This is a genomic window from Bradyrhizobium sp. USDA 4454, assembly GCF_054822705.1.
In genome coordinates, this window is the sequence record NZ_JBTRCN010000001.1 from 3,700,779 (window position 1) to 3,714,556 (window position 13,778).

Here is a 13,778-nt window from a genome sequence, read left to right on the forward strand (position 1 = left end):
TGTTGCTACCAGCTATCCGCGCATCGCGCGCTGCCGTGAACCTGCCTGATAGGCGAGGCGGTAATGCCCCGAGCAATAGGGCATGCCGCCGAGCGGCGGGTTGCCGCAGAAGCAGAAATCATCGGCGCCCGGCGAGCTGATCGGCCAGCGGCAGCGCTGCTCGCTCAGCTCGAACAGCGAGCAATTGTTGGAGCTGACAATGGGCGTGTCGCAAGGCTCCGGTTCGTAGAACGCCTGCAGCAACTTCAGCCGTTGCTTCGCGGTCGCCCGCTGCGCGGGGGTTGCGGCGGCCTTCTTGCGCCGTGCGCGGCGTTGGTCCGGCGTCGTGCGCATCAGGTTCAGCCGCGACAGCTTGCCGATCACCGCATTGCGGCTGACGCCGATGTTGACGGCGATGTCGCGGCAGGAGAGACCGGCTTCAAAGTAGATCTTGAGTTGGTCGACGCGCTCCGGCGTCCAGGTTGGTTCGATCGCAATCATCTGACGGTTCCACGTTCTGTGTTGAACCGCCGCGCCGGCTCACGCGCCCTTGGTTCTTGAGCTCCGCGCAAACGCTTCGCGTTTGTCGCGAGGGATGCTCTCAGGGCGTGCGACCGTTATCGCGGATTGCAAGCAACCCGTCCTTGATGGCGAGCCGAATGCCTTCCTCGATCAATGTCCGTGCGACGCCCGGGACACTCGTGCCGTGGGTGCCCTGTCTCACCAGCTTCTCGAGGTATCCGATGGTCGAGAGCGCCAACGTGACCGGGACGCGGTCGGTTTCGGCCTTTTCCGTAGCCATGGAGAAACGCTTAACTCTGAACGCGTGTACTGAAAAGTATCTATTTAGACTCTATTTAGGAATAAGGCTGTCCGTCAAGCCGTTCAACCGCAAAATGAAGACAGCCGCGCAGACGCGCCGCAGATCGACTCCGGCGTGCCTGGCTTGTCCGATTGTTGAGATAAATTAATTGGTTAGAGTCGTAATTCGACCTTGACCGGGAACTTCTTCAGAAGCCGCTCCGCCGTGTCGGCCTTGTCCGGCGGTGCCTTCACACTGAGGTACAGCCCGCGGGACGGGTCGGTGATGGCGTCGACGCTGACCTCGCCGGATAACCCTTCCAGCGCGAGCAACTCGCGCGCGGCCTCGCCGGCGGCGATCTCGCGCAGCTTGGGCTTGAAGATCTTGCCGACCGGTGTGACCGGCATCTCCGCAATCACCGACACCACGCGCGGCCGCGCCGGCGGCTCCAGGATGTTGTCCTGCACGAAGGCCGCGAGCGCGTTCGGATCGATCTGGGCGCCGGGCTGCGCCGAGACGAACAGCATCGGCACCTCGCCGGCATAGGTGTCGGGACGGCCCACGGCCGCGGCCAGCGCCACGCCGGGGAACGCCAGCGCGGCGTCCTCGATGGCGCGCGGATCGATGTTGTGGCCGCCGCGGATGATGACGTCCTTGGCGCGGCCCAGGATGTAGACGAAACCGTCGGCATCGATCCGGCAGATGTCGCCGGTGCGCAGCCAGCCGTCGCGGAACGCTTCCTCGGTCTGCTTCTTGTCGACATAGCCGGCGAATACCTGCGGGCCGCGGGTCAAGAGCTCGCCGACCGGCGAGGGCCACGGCCCGGTGTGCAGCTTGTTGCCTTCCAGGATCGCAAGCTCGACCAGCGGATTGCGGGTGCCGACGCTTTCGGCGCGCGGCTTCACGCCGTGCACGTCATGGGTGATGGCGCCGGCAAGCTCGGTCATGCCGTAAAGCTGCTGGATGCAGGCGCCGCCCCAGGTCGCGAGATATCGCCGCTCGATCTCCGGCGGGCAGATCGAGGCGCCAGTGGCAGTGACGCGCAGGGTCGAGATATCGCTCTCCCCGACCGGGACGTCGGCCAGCGCGCCGAGGATGGTCGGCACGTTGCCGGCGATGTTGATGCGATATCGCTCGATGATTTGCCAGAAGTTCCGGATCAGCGCCGGATCGCGCGCGCCGGCGGGGCCGGGGATCACCATTGTCGTGCCGGCGGACAGGCAATTGGCCGAGGTGCAGAACAGGCCGCCGACGTGGAACAGCGGCATCGTGATCATCGCGCGCTCGCCGCGATGGAAATCGAGCGCCATCCGCGACGAGACGGTGGAGGCGACCATCGCGCGGTTGGTCAGCCGCGCCACCTTGGGGTGGCCCGTGGTGCCGCCGGTCGGCAGCATCACCGCGACGCGCTCGGCTTCGCGCATGTCTCTGGATTTGCCGTAGTCGTCGCGCCAGGCCGGATCCGGTTGCAGCATCTCGCCGTCGAACGAGATGGTGCCGTCGAGCGGCACGATCACGACACGCTTGAGCGACGGCACCTCGCGCTCGAGGCCTTCGATCCGCTCGTACAGCCCGCCCGGCATGCCCGGCGGCGGCGCCAGCAGCAGTTTTGCGTTGATCGCATTGAGCTGGGCGACGATCGCTTCGCGCGTGAACAGCAGATTGAGCGGCTCGGCGACGCCGCAGGCGGCTGCGCCGAAGATCGCAACGATGCTTGCCGGGCAGGCCGGCACCAGGATCGCCACCGCATCGTCCTTGCCGATGCCCTGGCCGCGGAAATAGCTTTCGGCGGCCTTGATCGAGCCCATCAATTGATCGTTCGAGATCACGACCGGGTTGGGATCGAGCGGCGAGCGCAGATAGATCGCAGCTTCTGCGTCCGGGGCGCCCTGCGGGCCGCGGGCGATGAGATCGAGGATGCGCGGGCAGGCGGCGAGCGTCTCCTGCATCTCCTTGTCGCGCAGAGCCTCGTCGGCCGGCGAAAGCCTGTCCTTCAGCATATCCGTCCCCGTTCATTTTTGTTCGTTGGGATGGGGATTGTATCGAGCCGTGCTTGCGGAGCACAAGTGCGGTTATTCATCACTCGGTCATTCCGGGGCTCGCGAAGCGAGAACCTCAGGTGCGCAAGCGCGCACCGGGGAATCCCGAGATTGTTAAGCGTGCAAGCCAATCTCGAGATTCCGGATGCGATGCTGCGCATCGCTCCGGAATGACGGTGCTATCCGTGGACCACGGACTTGGCGATCATGCAGTGAATGCCCTTGGAGCCGTTGACCGTCTGCGTCACGCGCAGGTCGGCGGCCAGGCTGCACAGCGTGTAGGCGTCCTCGCGCGATAGATTGCGCTTCTCGCCGAGCAGCACGATCATGTCGCGCAACGCCCGCACCACGCATTGGTCGAGGTCGGGATCCATCGCCATGGTCATGTAATGATCCGCGGTCTCGGCGCGCGGATAGGCAAGGTTGAGATCCTTGCGCAGGGTGAGGCGGAAGCGGCCGGTGAGCGCGGTCTCGATCGCGGTGACGCAGACCTCGCCGTCGCCCTGCACGCCGTGGCCGTCGCCGCAGGAGAACAGCGCGCCCGGCACGAATACCGGCAGATAGAGCTTGGCGCCGGCGCCGAGCTCCTTGTTGTCGAGATTGCCGCCCATCGCGCGCGGGATCAGCGACGAGATGCGGCCCCAGGCCGGCGGCGGCGAGACGCCCATCACGCCGAAAAACGGCTTCAGCGGCAGCTCGAGGCCCCAGGGCATGCGGCCGACCATCCGCGCGCGATCGAGCGGGATGTTGAGGATGCGGGTCTCGTGGAAATCGTCGGGCAGGGTGCCGGACAGCGGCTTGATCAGATTGTAGCCCCAGTCCTGGCGCAGCTGGACGTCGAGAATATCGACCTCGAGCACGTCGCCGGGCTCGGCGCCACTGACCGCGATCGGGCCGGTCAGGATGTGCCCGGGCACCATCCGCTCGCTCTTGGCATGGATCTCGTCGAGCTCCGGCGGGACATGGAATTTGCTGCGGTCGGGCACCACGTCAGTGCCGCCGCTGACGGTCTCGATCGTGACCTCGTCGCCGCTCGCGATCGTCAGGACCGGCTTCAGCTTGGCTTCGAAGAAGCCCCAATGGCAGGTTTCGGGACTGGATTTCAGATGATGATGGGTCATGTGACTTCTTTTTATTGCGTTCCCGGCAGCGTATGACGCTGTAGCAGAACTTCGCAGAGGCTTCCCTTGTTTTTTGCGCTCTCCAAGACGCTCGGCATCATGCTGCTGCCGATCAACTTCCTGATCGGCATCGGCGTGATCGGCGCCGTGCTGTTGCTGACGCGGTTTGCGCGCCTCGGCCGCAGATTGCTGGTGGCCTCGGTGCTGCTGCTCGCGATCTGCGGTTTCTCGCCGCTCGGCAATGTGCTGATCGCGACGTTGGAGCAGCGCTTCCCGCCATGGGACGCCTCGCGCGGCGCGCCCGACGGCATCATCGTGCTCGGCGGCTCGATCGATGCCGACCTGTCGGTTGCACACGGCACGCCTGTGGTGCGCAGCGCCGCCGATCGCGTCATCGCGGCCGCGGCGCTTGCGCGACGATATCCGAACGCGCGGCTGGTGTTCACCGGCGGCAGCGCCAACCTGATCTCGAATGATGCGCGCGAGGCCGACTATGCCGCCGAGATGTTCGAGAGCCTCGGGATTCCCAAATCGCGACTGACCATCGAGCGCCGCTCGCGCAACACGGTGGAGAATGCCGAATTCTCCAAGGCGCTGGTCGATCCCAAGCCCGGCGAGCGCTGGCTGCTCGTGACGTCGGCCTACCACATGCCGCGCTCGGTCGGGCTGTTCCGCAAGGCGGGATTCAATGTCGAGGCCTATCCGGTCGACTGGCGGGTCGGCAATCTCATGAGCTTCGCGACACTGGCGATCGAAGGGCTGTCGCGTACCGATCTCGGCATGCGGGAGTGGATCGGGCTCGTGGCCTATCATCTGGCCGGCAAAACCGACGATCTGCTGCCGGGACCGGCCGCGCGGTAGCGCAAGGCACTTGTCGCTTCGCCCGTGCATTCCGGCTAACATCCACGCAACAGGCGGCGCCAAGCCGCCGATCACGGGAGCTTACGCATGCAGCAACAGACAGCGCCGGAACAGTTCGATCTCGCCGCGATCGTCGCGGATCTGAACAGCCTGCTGCGGCTGAAGACCACGGTGATCGGCATCAAGATGTTCGCGCGCGTCGAAGAAATGGAGGCGATTCCAAAAATCCGCCGACCGTCGGCGGTGCACACCACGGACCAGATTGTCAGCATGGCCTCGCGGCTCGGTTGGACCGTCGGCATCACCGCCGACGATCTGGTCGGCGCGCAGTGCCGCGCGGTGATCGGCCTCGCGCCGCAGGACGAGAAGTGGCTGGCCGGCGAGAACTATGTCGGCGTCTGGCACGGCACCGCGGAAGACGCGCGCAAGCGCCAAGAGGCGCTCGACGTGGTACCTTACGGCCAGTACCAGGCGATGGCGGTGAGCCCGCTGACCAGCGGCCGGCTCAATCCGCCCGACATCTGCCTCGTCTACGCCACGCCCGGACAGATGATCATCCTGATCAACGGGCTGCAATATACCGGCTACAAGAAGTTCGAGTGGGGCGTGGTCGGCGAGACCGCATGCGCGGATTCATGGGGACGGGCGCTGAAGACCGGCGAGCCGAGCCTGTCGCTGCCGTGCTTCGCCGAGCGCCGCTATGGCGGCGTGCCCGACGAGGAGATGCTGATGGCGCTGCCGCCGGCCTATCTGGTGAAGGCGATCGCGGGCATGAAGCAGCTCGCCAAGAACGGCTTGCGCTACCCGATCGCGCCCTACGGAATCCAAGCCGACGTCCGCGCCGGCATGGGGGTGTCGTACAAGAAATAGCCGCAAGAGATGCCGGCAGGAAATACCGGATTGCGTCGCCACGTCCGCGATGACAAAAGGGCGCCCAATTCGCTGCGCAGGGAGCCTGATCCATGTCTTCGTCGAAACTCGATATCGTCGTCTATGGCGCGACCGGATTCACCGGCCAGCTGGTCGCCGAATATCTCGCGGCGCATTATCGTGATGGCAGGCTGAAATGGGCGATGGCCGGCCGCAGCAAGGACAAGCTCGCCGCGGTTCGCGATGCGATCGGCGCGCCTGCCGATACGCCGCTGATCGCGGCCGATGCCGGCGATGCCGCGTCACTGAAGGCAATGCTGGCGCAGACCAAGTCGGTCATTTCGACGGTCGGTCCGTATCAGCTCTACGGCAATGAGTTGATCGCGGCCTGCGTGGAAACCGGCACCGACTATTTCGATCTCTGCGGCGAGCCGGTCTGGATGCGGCAGATGATCGACAAATACGAGGCCGCGGCCAAGGCCAGCGGCGCGCGCATCGTGTTCTCCTGTGGCTTCGACTCGGTGCCGTTCGAGCTCGGCGCGTTCTTTGTCCAGCAGGAGGCCAGGCGGGTGTTCGGCGCGCCGGCGCCGCGCGTCAAGGGCCGGGTGCGCGACATGCGCGGCACGCTGTCTGGCGGCACCGCGGCGAGCGCCAAGGCGACCTTCGATGCGGTCGCCAAGGACCTCAGCCTGGTTGCGATCCTCAACAATCCGTTCGCGCTGACGCCGGGCTTCGAGGGCCCGAAGCAGCCGCGCGGCAGCAAGCCGGCCTATGAGGAGGATCTGCGCTCGTGGACCGCGCCGTTCATGATGGCGTTGATCAACACGCGCAACGTCCATCGCTCCAACATGCTGATGGGCTTTCCCTATGGACGGGACTTCGTCTACGACGAGATGGTCCTGACCGGCCCCGGCGAGAAGGGCGAGGCCAACGCAAAGAAGGTGATGGCGCTGAACGCCGAGAAGACCGGCCCGAGCGCGCCGAAGCCGGGCGAGGGGCCGTCAAAGGAAGAGCGCGAGAACGGCCGGTACGATCTGCTCTATCTCGCAGTCGCCCCCGACGGCCGCATGGTCCGCGCCGGCGTCAAGGGCGATCGCGATCCCGGCTACGGCTCGACCTCGAAGATGATCTCGGAATGCGCGATCTGCCTGTTGCGCGACACGCCCGACGTCGCACCCGGTTTCTGGACGCCGGGAGCCGCGATGCAGGGAAAACTGATCAAGCGCCTGGTCGATCACGCCGGGCTGACGTTCGAGATCGAGAAGTAGTTTCTCGCAATTTTGCTCAGTGTCATCGCCCGGCCTCGACCGGGCGATCCGGTACGCCGCGGCCTATCCGCTCAGGCACGGACGTCTCTGGAATACTGGATGCCCCGCTTTCGCGGGGCATGACAGCCAGAACGCTACGCTGCCGCCCGCGGATTGTACGCGTACATGAAGTCCATGCCCTTGGACGACACGGGCAGCAGCAGCTTCAGGATGTGATCGCGCAGCCAGGCGCCGGTCGGGCTGAACTCGCGCTTGCTGTTGCCGTTGCGGCGGGGCGATCGCGACGATCTTCTCGGCGCGCGGACGCCGCTCGTGCTCGAAGGCCTGGAAGGTCATGCCGAGTTCCTGACCGTCGCGCATCAGCATGCCGAGCCGCAGCGCATCCTCCAGCGCGAGCGATGCGCCCTGGCCGGCATGCGGGCTGGTGGCGTGCGCGGCATCGCCGATCAAGAGCGTCCGCTTGCGCGACCAGGTCGGCAGCGTCGCGACGTCGAGCGTGTCGGTCACCCCGATGTTCTCGGCGGCCTCGATGATCGCGGGGATCGGCGCATGCCAGCCGGCGTGGAAATCGCGCAGATGCTGCTTGATCGCGTCCTGGCTTTGCAGCCGGTAGGCCGCCGCGGTCATGCCGCGCGACGGTTGCGTGCTCCACCACATCGCACCCGTATCCGGGTCGGGACTGCACATCCCGTAGCCGAAGAAGCCGCTTTGGCCGAACGTCGTCTCGACCTTCTGGCCGATCGGCAAATGCTCGATCACCTTGCGCGGCACGAAGCCGCCGAAGCCGAGCAGCCCGGTGTCGAACGGCGTCGGACCATCCGGGATGACGTGCCGCCGCACCGCCGAATGCACGCCGTCGGCGCCGATCACGAAATCGCCCTCGGCGGTGGTGCCGTCGTTGAAATAGGCGATCACCGGTTGATCGCCGCGATCCTCGATCTTGACCAGCCGCTTCTCGAAGAACACCGAGACGTTGGAGGCCCAGGCCTTGTCGATCAGCGTCTCGTTCAGGGTCGCGCGGCACATGTTCACCGCAGGCTGGCCGAAACGTTGCTGCATGTTCTGATTGAGCGAGCCGAGCTTCTTGCCGCTCTGCGAATAGAAGTCGAAGGACTCCGCGATCGAGCCGTTGCGGATCAGTTGGTCGGCGAGCCCGAGCTCGGCCAGCACATGCATGCCGTTGGGTGCGATCTGCAGCCCGCCGCCGATCCCCGTCGAATATGGCCAGGCCTCGTAGAGCTCGGCCTCGATGCCGGCACGGGTCAGGAACATCGCGGTCACCGGACCTGCGATGCCGGCGCCGATGATGAGTGCCTTGCGGGGACGTCTGGTCATCATGTCTTGCTCCATGCATCCGTGTCGGCTAGGAAGGGTTAGTGGCTAATCATCTTAGTTTCTAAGATATTTACCTTCTGAGGTAAGAGGTCGCCTTTGTCAAGCGCCAAGTCGCGCGATGCGCTGATGCAGCAACTCGAGGAAGCGATGCGCCGGTCCTCGGCGCAGGGCGTGATGTATGGCCAAGCCGTTGCAAACATGGCCGGAATTTCCAACTCCGACATGGAGTGCATGGACATCCTGTACCTTGAGGGCCGCGTCACCGCAGGACGGCTCGCCGAAGTCACCGGGCTGACCACGGGCGCCATCACCGGCGTGGTCGATCGTCTGGAGAAGGCGGGCTATGTGCGCCGCGAGCGGGACGAGAGCGACCGCCGCAAGGTCTTCATCTCGGTGGTGGAGGACAAGGCGATGGAGATCGGCAAGTTCTACGTGCCGATGCAGAACGCCATGCAAAAGCTCTGGAGCAGCTACAGCGACGACGAGTTGCGCCTGCTGCTGCGCTTCGCCAATGACGGCTACAAGGGCGTGTTACAGGCGACCGAAGCACTGAAGGCGTTGATCGACATGCCGCCGGAGCAGCGCGCCAAACTCAAGCTGCCGCCGAAGTCTCGTCGTTGATTTCGGCCGGCATGGCGCGATAGCGCTCGGTCGCCGCGTACATGCCCCACATCGTGCCCAGCATCATCCAGAAATGCCGCCAATGGTCGGTGTCGATGATGAAGCTCTCGCCGGCGATGCCGAGGAATGCCGAGAAGATCGCAAGATAGTCGCGCTGCCACGGCACCCGCGTGTAGATGTAGCGGAAGCCGATGATCGCGCTGACGAACACCAGCGCCGGATAGCAGATGCCGGAGATCCAGCCGCCCGACATGAAGGCGTTGAGGAAGGAGTTGTGGGTGTCCTCGGGAAAGTAGGTGTGGAATTGCAGCGGTCCGATGCCGAATGGCAGTTCCAGCGCCATCTGGGCGCCGAGGATGTGGCGTCCGAAGCGTCCGAAGCGGCCTTCGTCATAGCTCTGGTCGAAGCTCGCGCGCTGCTTGAACATGTCGGCGACCGAGCCGACCGACAGCAGCACCGCGATCAGCGCAACCGCCAAGACCGCGGCGATCAAGGTCATCACGATGATGCGCGAGCGCTGCGCCTGCGAGCGGCTGGTGAACACCATCAGCGCCAGCATGAAGGCCGCGGTGATCAGGAGGCCGCCCCAGGCGGCACGGGAGAACGACAGCAGGATCGCAAGCGAGATGATGCCGAACGCGATGGCGTTGCGGAACGCCTTGCCGAAGCGGTCGGAGACCACGCTTTGCAGCGTGAACAGCGCCGGCAGGATCAGGAACGCGCCGAGCACGTTGGGATCCTTGAAAGTGCCGCGGGCGCGATCATACAGCGTCAGCAGGTCGTAGCCGCCGGGCACCAAATGGAAGTAGCCGGCGATGCCGGCGAGCGAGGCGATCATCGCGCCGACGATCAGGCCGCGGCGCAGCATGTCGAGCCGCGCTTCGGTGTCCTCCGACATCACCATCGCGAAGAAGACGACGGTGACGGCCATGTACCAGGAGGTGAGCACCCAGTTCACCACCTCCGGCTTGTCGAGGAACGGCACGGCGCCGATGCTGTAGCCGACATTGAGCACGATCAGCGAAAACAACAGCGGCATGAACACGAGCCGCATGCGCAGGCCCGTGGCGAAGAACAGCACGCAAGCGGCCAGCGTGACCAGTTCATACGGGCTCGGCTCGATGAACACGATGGCGATCGACGCGCCGGCCAGCCACACCAGCGCTCGCTGCAACGCCAGCACGCCTGACGGCGCCGATGTCAGCGATTGGGACGTCCCGGCTGTTGCCGCATAGGCCATCGGATACTCACGCAACGCGGTACAAAATCTTAGATCCGTCATTGCGAGCGAAGCGAAGCAATCCACCTATCCCCGAATTGCGGCATGGATTGCGTCGTCGCTTCGCTCCTCGCAATGACGGCGGTTGATCTCAATGCTCAGTACGCGTTTTCGCTCTTGGTCAGCAGCGAGAACGGGGTCTTGAGCAGAATGTAGAGGTCGAACAGCACCGACCAGTTCTCGATGTAATAGAGGTCATACTCGACGCGCTTCTGGATCTTCTCGTCGGTGTCGACCTCGCCGCGCCAGCCGTTGATCTGGGCCCAGCCGGTGATCCCTGGCTTGACGCGGTGGCGCGCGAAATAGCCGTCGACGGCCTCGTCGAACAGTCGATTCTCCAGCTTGCTCTGCACGGCGTGCGGGCGCGGGCCGACCAGCGAGAGGTTGCCCTTCAGCACAACGTTGAACAGCTGCGGCAATTCGTCGAGCGAGGTCTTGCGGATGAAACGGCCGACGCGGGTGACGCGCGGATCGTTCTTGGTGACCACCTTGGAGGCGGTGGGATCGGCCTCGTGGTGGTAGAGCGAGCGGAACTTGTAGACGTCGATCCGCTCGTTGTTGAAGCCGAAGCGCTTCTGGCGGAACAGCACCGGGCCGGGGCTGTCGAGCTTCACCGCGAGCGCCACCAGTCCGAGCACCGGCAGCGCGGCAAGCAAAGCGAGGCCGCCGACCGCGCGGTCGAACAGCCATTTCAGCACCAGATCCCAATCGGTGATCGGCGCCTCGAACACATCCAGCGTCGGCACCTTGCCGAGATAGGAGTAGGAGCGGGGCCGGAAGCGCAGCTTGTTGGTATGGGCCGACAGGCGGATGTCGACCGGCAGCACCCAGAGCTTCTTCAGCATCTCCAGGATGCGGATCTCGGCCGAGATCGGCAGCGCGAACAGCACGAGGTCGACCCGGGTGCGGCGCGCGAACTCGACGATGTCGTCGACCTTGCCGAGCTTCGGCGAGCCGGCACAGGTCTCCATGGCGCGGCCGTCATTGCGGTCGTCAAACACGCCGAGCACATGGATGTCGGAATCGTCCTCGGCCTTCAGCGCCTCGATCAGTTGTTCGCCGTTCTGGTCGGCGCCGACGATGATGGTGCGGCGGTCGAGTCTACCGTCATGCGCCCAGGCCCGCACCATCGAGCGCAGCAGCAGCCGCCCGGCGATCAGCACCGCAAGGCCGACGCAGAAGAACGACGACAGCCAGACCCGCGACACCTCGCCGCCGAGCTTGACCAGGAAGGAAACGCCGATGAACAGCAGGAACACGAATGCCCATGACGAGATCATCCGGGTCATCTGGCGGAGCTGGCCGCGGAAGATCTGCACCTGATAGATGTCGGCGGCCTGGAAGCAGATCACCGCCGCAACCGACATGCCGAGGATCGCGGTGATGTATCCCCAATGGATGCCGCCGCCGGCGAGCGGCCTGACATAGGCCAAATAGAGCCCGACGCCGACCAGGCTGAGCAGCACGAAATCGGCGAGGCGAACCACGCCGGCGATCACGATCGGCGAGTAGGCGCCGCGAACTTTCTGGTTGGTGACGGCGAGTGCGGCCGGCGACAGGCGGCGGCGGCGTTCGATCTGCGGTTGGGCCGTCGCTGACGCAGCGGCATCCAGCATCGAGCGTGCGTTAAACGGTTCCACGAGTCCACGTCCATTCCTGCGCATGCAGATGGGCATCCGCGCGCAGCAGCGAAATTCCCCTGGAGGTGACTTAAGGGGACAAATCGGAAGAAACGGTTACGTGTGCAAGAAATGGTTAACGTTCGGCAAATGCATCGCGGTAGCCGGCCAGCACGCCCTCGACCATTGCGCTCTGTGAGAAATGTTCGGAAATCCGTTCGCGCAGTTGCCGCGCGCGCGCCGCGGTCGCCGTCGGGTTGTCCAGCGCGGCCTTGATGGCATCGGCCATCGCGGCGGCATTGCTCGGCGCAAACAAAGCGTCGGTGTGGGTATCGAAGATCTCCGGGATGCCGCCGACATTGGCGGCGATCATCGGAACGCCGGCGGCGCCGGCCTCGATCACCACGTAAGGCATCGAATCGCCGCGCGAGGGCACCACCAGCAAGCTGCCCTTGGAGAAGCCGAAGCGCGCCTTGACGTGGCCGATGAAGCGGACGGCCTCGCCGAGCGACAGCCGCTTGACCTGCTCCTTGAGGCGTTCGAATTCCTCGCCGTCGCCGCCCAGCGTCAGCGTCACCGGGGTGCCCTCGGCGCGCAGTTTCGCCACCGCGTCGATCAGCAGATCGGCGCCCTTGATGCGCCGGAACTCGCCGACATAGGCCACATCGGTGGCGTCGTCAGCTATCGAGACCGGCTCGAACTCCTCCGAGGTGACGCCGTTGAAGACGCAGCGCACGAGGCCCGCAGGCTTGCCCACGGTGCGCTGATAGGTGTCGCGGGCAAACGCGCTCTCGAACAGGAACAGGTCGGTGCTGTTCATCAGCGTGCGCTCGAGCTGGCTGTAGAAGCGGCCCTTCCAGGTGTCGAGCGGGTAGTGCAGCGATCCGCCATGCGGTGTGTAGACCCGGATCACCTTGTTCGAACGCCGCCGCAGGCGGACATAGGCGCCGGCCTTGGCGCCATGGCCGTGTACGACGTCGGGTTTCAGCTTGCGGATCAGCCCGGCGATATGCGCCCAGACCAGGACGTCGGCGAAGCGCGGCTCGCGACGGATCGCCACCCGGTGGACGCCGAGCTTGAGGCGCGGCGCGATGTCGGCCAGCACCCCGTCGGCGCGGGCGCCGCCGGTCAGGCTGTCGGCGACGATACCGACATGGTGGCCGCGCTCGATCTGGCCGTTGGCGACATCGAGGATGTGGCGAATGATGCCGCCGACCGGGGCACGGACGACATGCAGGATGCGGAGCGGCGGTTGCTGGTTTTGATCCTGCGCCATCGATCAGAACCAGCGCTCGCCGACGAACACGGTGTCGCCGGGCCCGATCGGCGTGGCCAGGGGGGCAACGAAGCGGCCCGCGCCCGATGCATCGGTGTGGGTAAGCGTGACCTCGTCGCGCCTGGCGCGCGGCGAGAATCCGCCGGCGATCGCCACCGCGCTCTCGACCGTCATGTTGGGCACGTAGGGATATTGGCCGGGGCCCTGGACTTCGCCGAGGATGAAGAACGGCCGGTAGGACTCGATCTCGACCGCGACCGAGGGTTCGCGGATGAAGCCGTTGCGCAGCCGTGCGGTGATCTCGGCGGCGAGCCCCGCCGGCGTGCGGCCGCGTGCCGGCACCGAGCCGATCAGCGGCATCGTGATCGCGCCCGCGGCGTCGATCGCATAGGAGTTGGTCAGGCCTTCCTGGCCATAGACCACGACGCGCAGCTTGTCGCCGGGGCCAAGATTGTAGGCCTCGCGCGTCGGCGCGGGCTCGGCATAGGCGATCGGCGCCGCATAGGAGGGCTCGCCGTAAGCCATCGGGTCGAGGCCGGGGTCGCCGGCGACCGGCGACGTCCGGCCCATGCAGCCCGACAGCGCGAGCGCAGCAATCAGACAAACAGGGGGGGCGCGCAGATCGCGCATGTGAGGAATCCCGCGACAATACCGGCCCCGATTAACGGCGCTCATGGTTAACAAAGAATGACGGATCGGTGGTGGTGG

12 protein-coding genes and 1 pseudogene are annotated in these 13,778 nt (G+C 65.4%); 4 read left to right on the plus strand and 9 right to left on the minus strand.

All coding sequences use genetic code 11. The features are described from left to right. Positions 1–12: 12 nt before the first annotated feature. The 4 genes from ACVIW0_RS17310 to ACVIW0_RS17325 all read right to left on the minus strand — a co-directional run bounded on the left by ACVIW0_RS17310 (position 13) and on the right by ACVIW0_RS17325 (position 3,941). Positions 13–480, minus strand: a complete 468-nt coding sequence (locus ACVIW0_RS17310) for a GcrA family cell cycle regulator (protein ID WP_461353403.1) — start codon at positions 478–480, stop codon at positions 13–15. A gap of 100 nt (positions 481–580) precedes the next feature. Next, a complete protein-coding gene (locus ACVIW0_RS17315) occupies positions 581–781 on the minus strand; it encodes a hypothetical protein (RefSeq protein WP_016844973.1) in 201 nt (66 codons plus the stop codon). A gap of 173 nt (positions 782–954) precedes the next feature. Next, a complete protein-coding gene (locus ACVIW0_RS17320) occupies positions 955–2,781 on the minus strand; it encodes an AMP-binding protein (RefSeq protein ID WP_461353404.1) in 1,827 nt (608 codons plus the stop codon). 218 nt (positions 2,782–2,999) lie between these two features. Continuing rightward, positions 3,000–3,941: an acetamidase/formamidase family protein gene (locus ACVIW0_RS17325; RefSeq protein WP_461353405.1), complete on the minus strand. Its 942-nt coding sequence runs from the start codon at positions 3,939–3,941 to the stop codon at positions 3,000–3,002. Between the two features lie 66 nt (positions 3,942–4,007). On the opposite strand from ACVIW0_RS17325, the gene ACVIW0_RS17330 reads away from it, so the two are divergent. The 3 genes from ACVIW0_RS17330 to ACVIW0_RS17340 all read left to right on the plus strand — a co-directional run bounded on the left by ACVIW0_RS17330 (position 4,008) and on the right by ACVIW0_RS17340 (position 6,940). After that, entirely contained in the window at positions 4,008–4,802 is a 795-nt protein-coding gene (locus ACVIW0_RS17330; RefSeq protein ID WP_461353406.1) for a YdcF family protein, read from the plus strand. A gap of 87 nt (positions 4,803–4,889) precedes the next feature. Further along, entirely contained in the window at positions 4,890–5,672 is a 783-nt protein-coding gene (locus tag ACVIW0_RS17335) for a DUF169 domain-containing protein (RefSeq protein ID WP_461353407.1), read from the plus strand. Between the two features lie 92 nt (positions 5,673–5,764). Then, positions 5,765–6,940: a saccharopine dehydrogenase family protein gene (locus tag ACVIW0_RS17340; RefSeq protein ID WP_461353408.1), complete on the plus strand. Its 1,176-nt coding sequence runs from the start codon at positions 5,765–5,767 to the stop codon at positions 6,938–6,940. Between the two features lie 134 nt (positions 6,941–7,074). On the opposite strand, the pseudogene ACVIW0_RS17345 reads toward ACVIW0_RS17340, so the two are convergent. Continuing rightward, positions 7,075–8,275: pseudogene (locus tag ACVIW0_RS17345) on the minus strand (FAD-dependent oxidoreductase). Positions 8,276–8,422: 147 nt separating this feature from the next. Here ACVIW0_RS17345 and ACVIW0_RS17350 point away from each other — a divergent pair. Continuing rightward, positions 8,423–8,896 (plus strand): MarR family transcriptional regulator, encoded by a 474-nt coding sequence (locus ACVIW0_RS17350; protein ID WP_461357356.1) that lies wholly within the window; start codon positions 8,423–8,425, stop codon positions 8,894–8,896. Here the strand turns inward: ACVIW0_RS17350 and ACVIW0_RS17355 are convergent. The 4 genes from ACVIW0_RS17355 to ACVIW0_RS17370 form a co-directional block, all read right to left on the minus strand. Continuing rightward, on the minus strand, positions 8,868–10,136 hold the full coding sequence (locus tag ACVIW0_RS17355) for an O-antigen ligase family protein (RefSeq protein ID WP_461353409.1): 1,269 nt from the start codon (positions 10,134–10,136) through the stop codon (positions 8,868–8,870). The two genes, ACVIW0_RS17350 and ACVIW0_RS17355, sit on opposite strands and share 29 nt — an antisense overlap. Positions 10,137–10,273: 137 nt before the next feature. Next, positions 10,274–11,815, minus strand: coding sequence for an undecaprenyl-phosphate glucose phosphotransferase (locus ACVIW0_RS17360; RefSeq protein ID WP_461353410.1), 1,542 nt, complete (start codon positions 11,813–11,815; stop codon positions 10,274–10,276). A gap of 115 nt (positions 11,816–11,930) precedes the next feature. After that, a complete protein-coding gene (locus ACVIW0_RS17365) occupies positions 11,931–13,070 on the minus strand; it encodes a glycosyltransferase family 4 protein (RefSeq protein ID WP_461353411.1) in 1,140 nt (379 codons plus the stop codon). Positions 13,071–13,073: 3 nt separating this feature from the next. After that, a complete protein-coding gene (locus ACVIW0_RS17370) occupies positions 13,074–13,700 on the minus strand; it encodes a polysaccharide biosynthesis/export family protein (RefSeq protein WP_461353412.1) in 627 nt (208 codons plus the stop codon). Between the last annotated feature and the right edge of the window lie 78 nt (positions 13,701–13,778).

What these genes read in the sequence shown, in the direction of transcription:
- ACVIW0_RS17325 (WP_461353405.1), bottom strand. Translation starts at nt 3,941, where the DNA reads ATGACCCATCATCATCTGAAATCCAGTCCCGAAACCTGCCATTGGGGC.
- ACVIW0_RS17340 (WP_461353408.1), top strand. Translation starts at nt 5,765, where the DNA reads ATGTCTTCGTCGAAACTCGATATCGTCGTCTATGGCGCGACCGGATTC.
- ACVIW0_RS17350 (WP_461357356.1), top strand. Translation starts at nt 8,423, where the DNA reads ATGCGCCGGTCCTCGGCGCAGGGCGTGATGTATGGCCAAGCCGTTGCA.
- ACVIW0_RS17370 (WP_461353412.1), bottom strand. Translation starts at nt 13,700, where the DNA reads ATGCGCGATCTGCGCGCCCCCCCTGTTTGTCTGATTGCTGCGCTCGCG.
- ACVIW0_RS17315 (WP_016844973.1), bottom strand. Translation starts at nt 781, where the DNA reads ATGGCTACGGAAAAGGCCGAAACCGACCGCGTCCCGGTCACGTTGGCG.
- ACVIW0_RS17320 (WP_461353404.1), bottom strand. Translation starts at nt 2,781, where the DNA reads ATGCTGAAGGACAGGCTTTCGCCGGCCGACGAGGCTCTGCGCGACAAG.
- ACVIW0_RS17355 (WP_461353409.1), bottom strand. Translation starts at nt 10,136, where the DNA reads ATGGCCTATGCGGCAACAGCCGGGACGTCCCAATCGCTGACATCGGCG.
- ACVIW0_RS17365 (WP_461353411.1), bottom strand. Translation starts at nt 13,070, where the DNA reads ATGGCGCAGGATCAAAACCAGCAACCGCCGCTCCGCATCCTGCATGTC.
- ACVIW0_RS17310 (WP_461353403.1), bottom strand. Translation starts at nt 480, where the DNA reads ATGATTGCGATCGAACCAACCTGGACGCCGGAGCGCGTCGACCAACTC.
- ACVIW0_RS17335 (WP_461353407.1), top strand. Translation starts at nt 4,890, where the DNA reads ATGCAGCAACAGACAGCGCCGGAACAGTTCGATCTCGCCGCGATCGTC.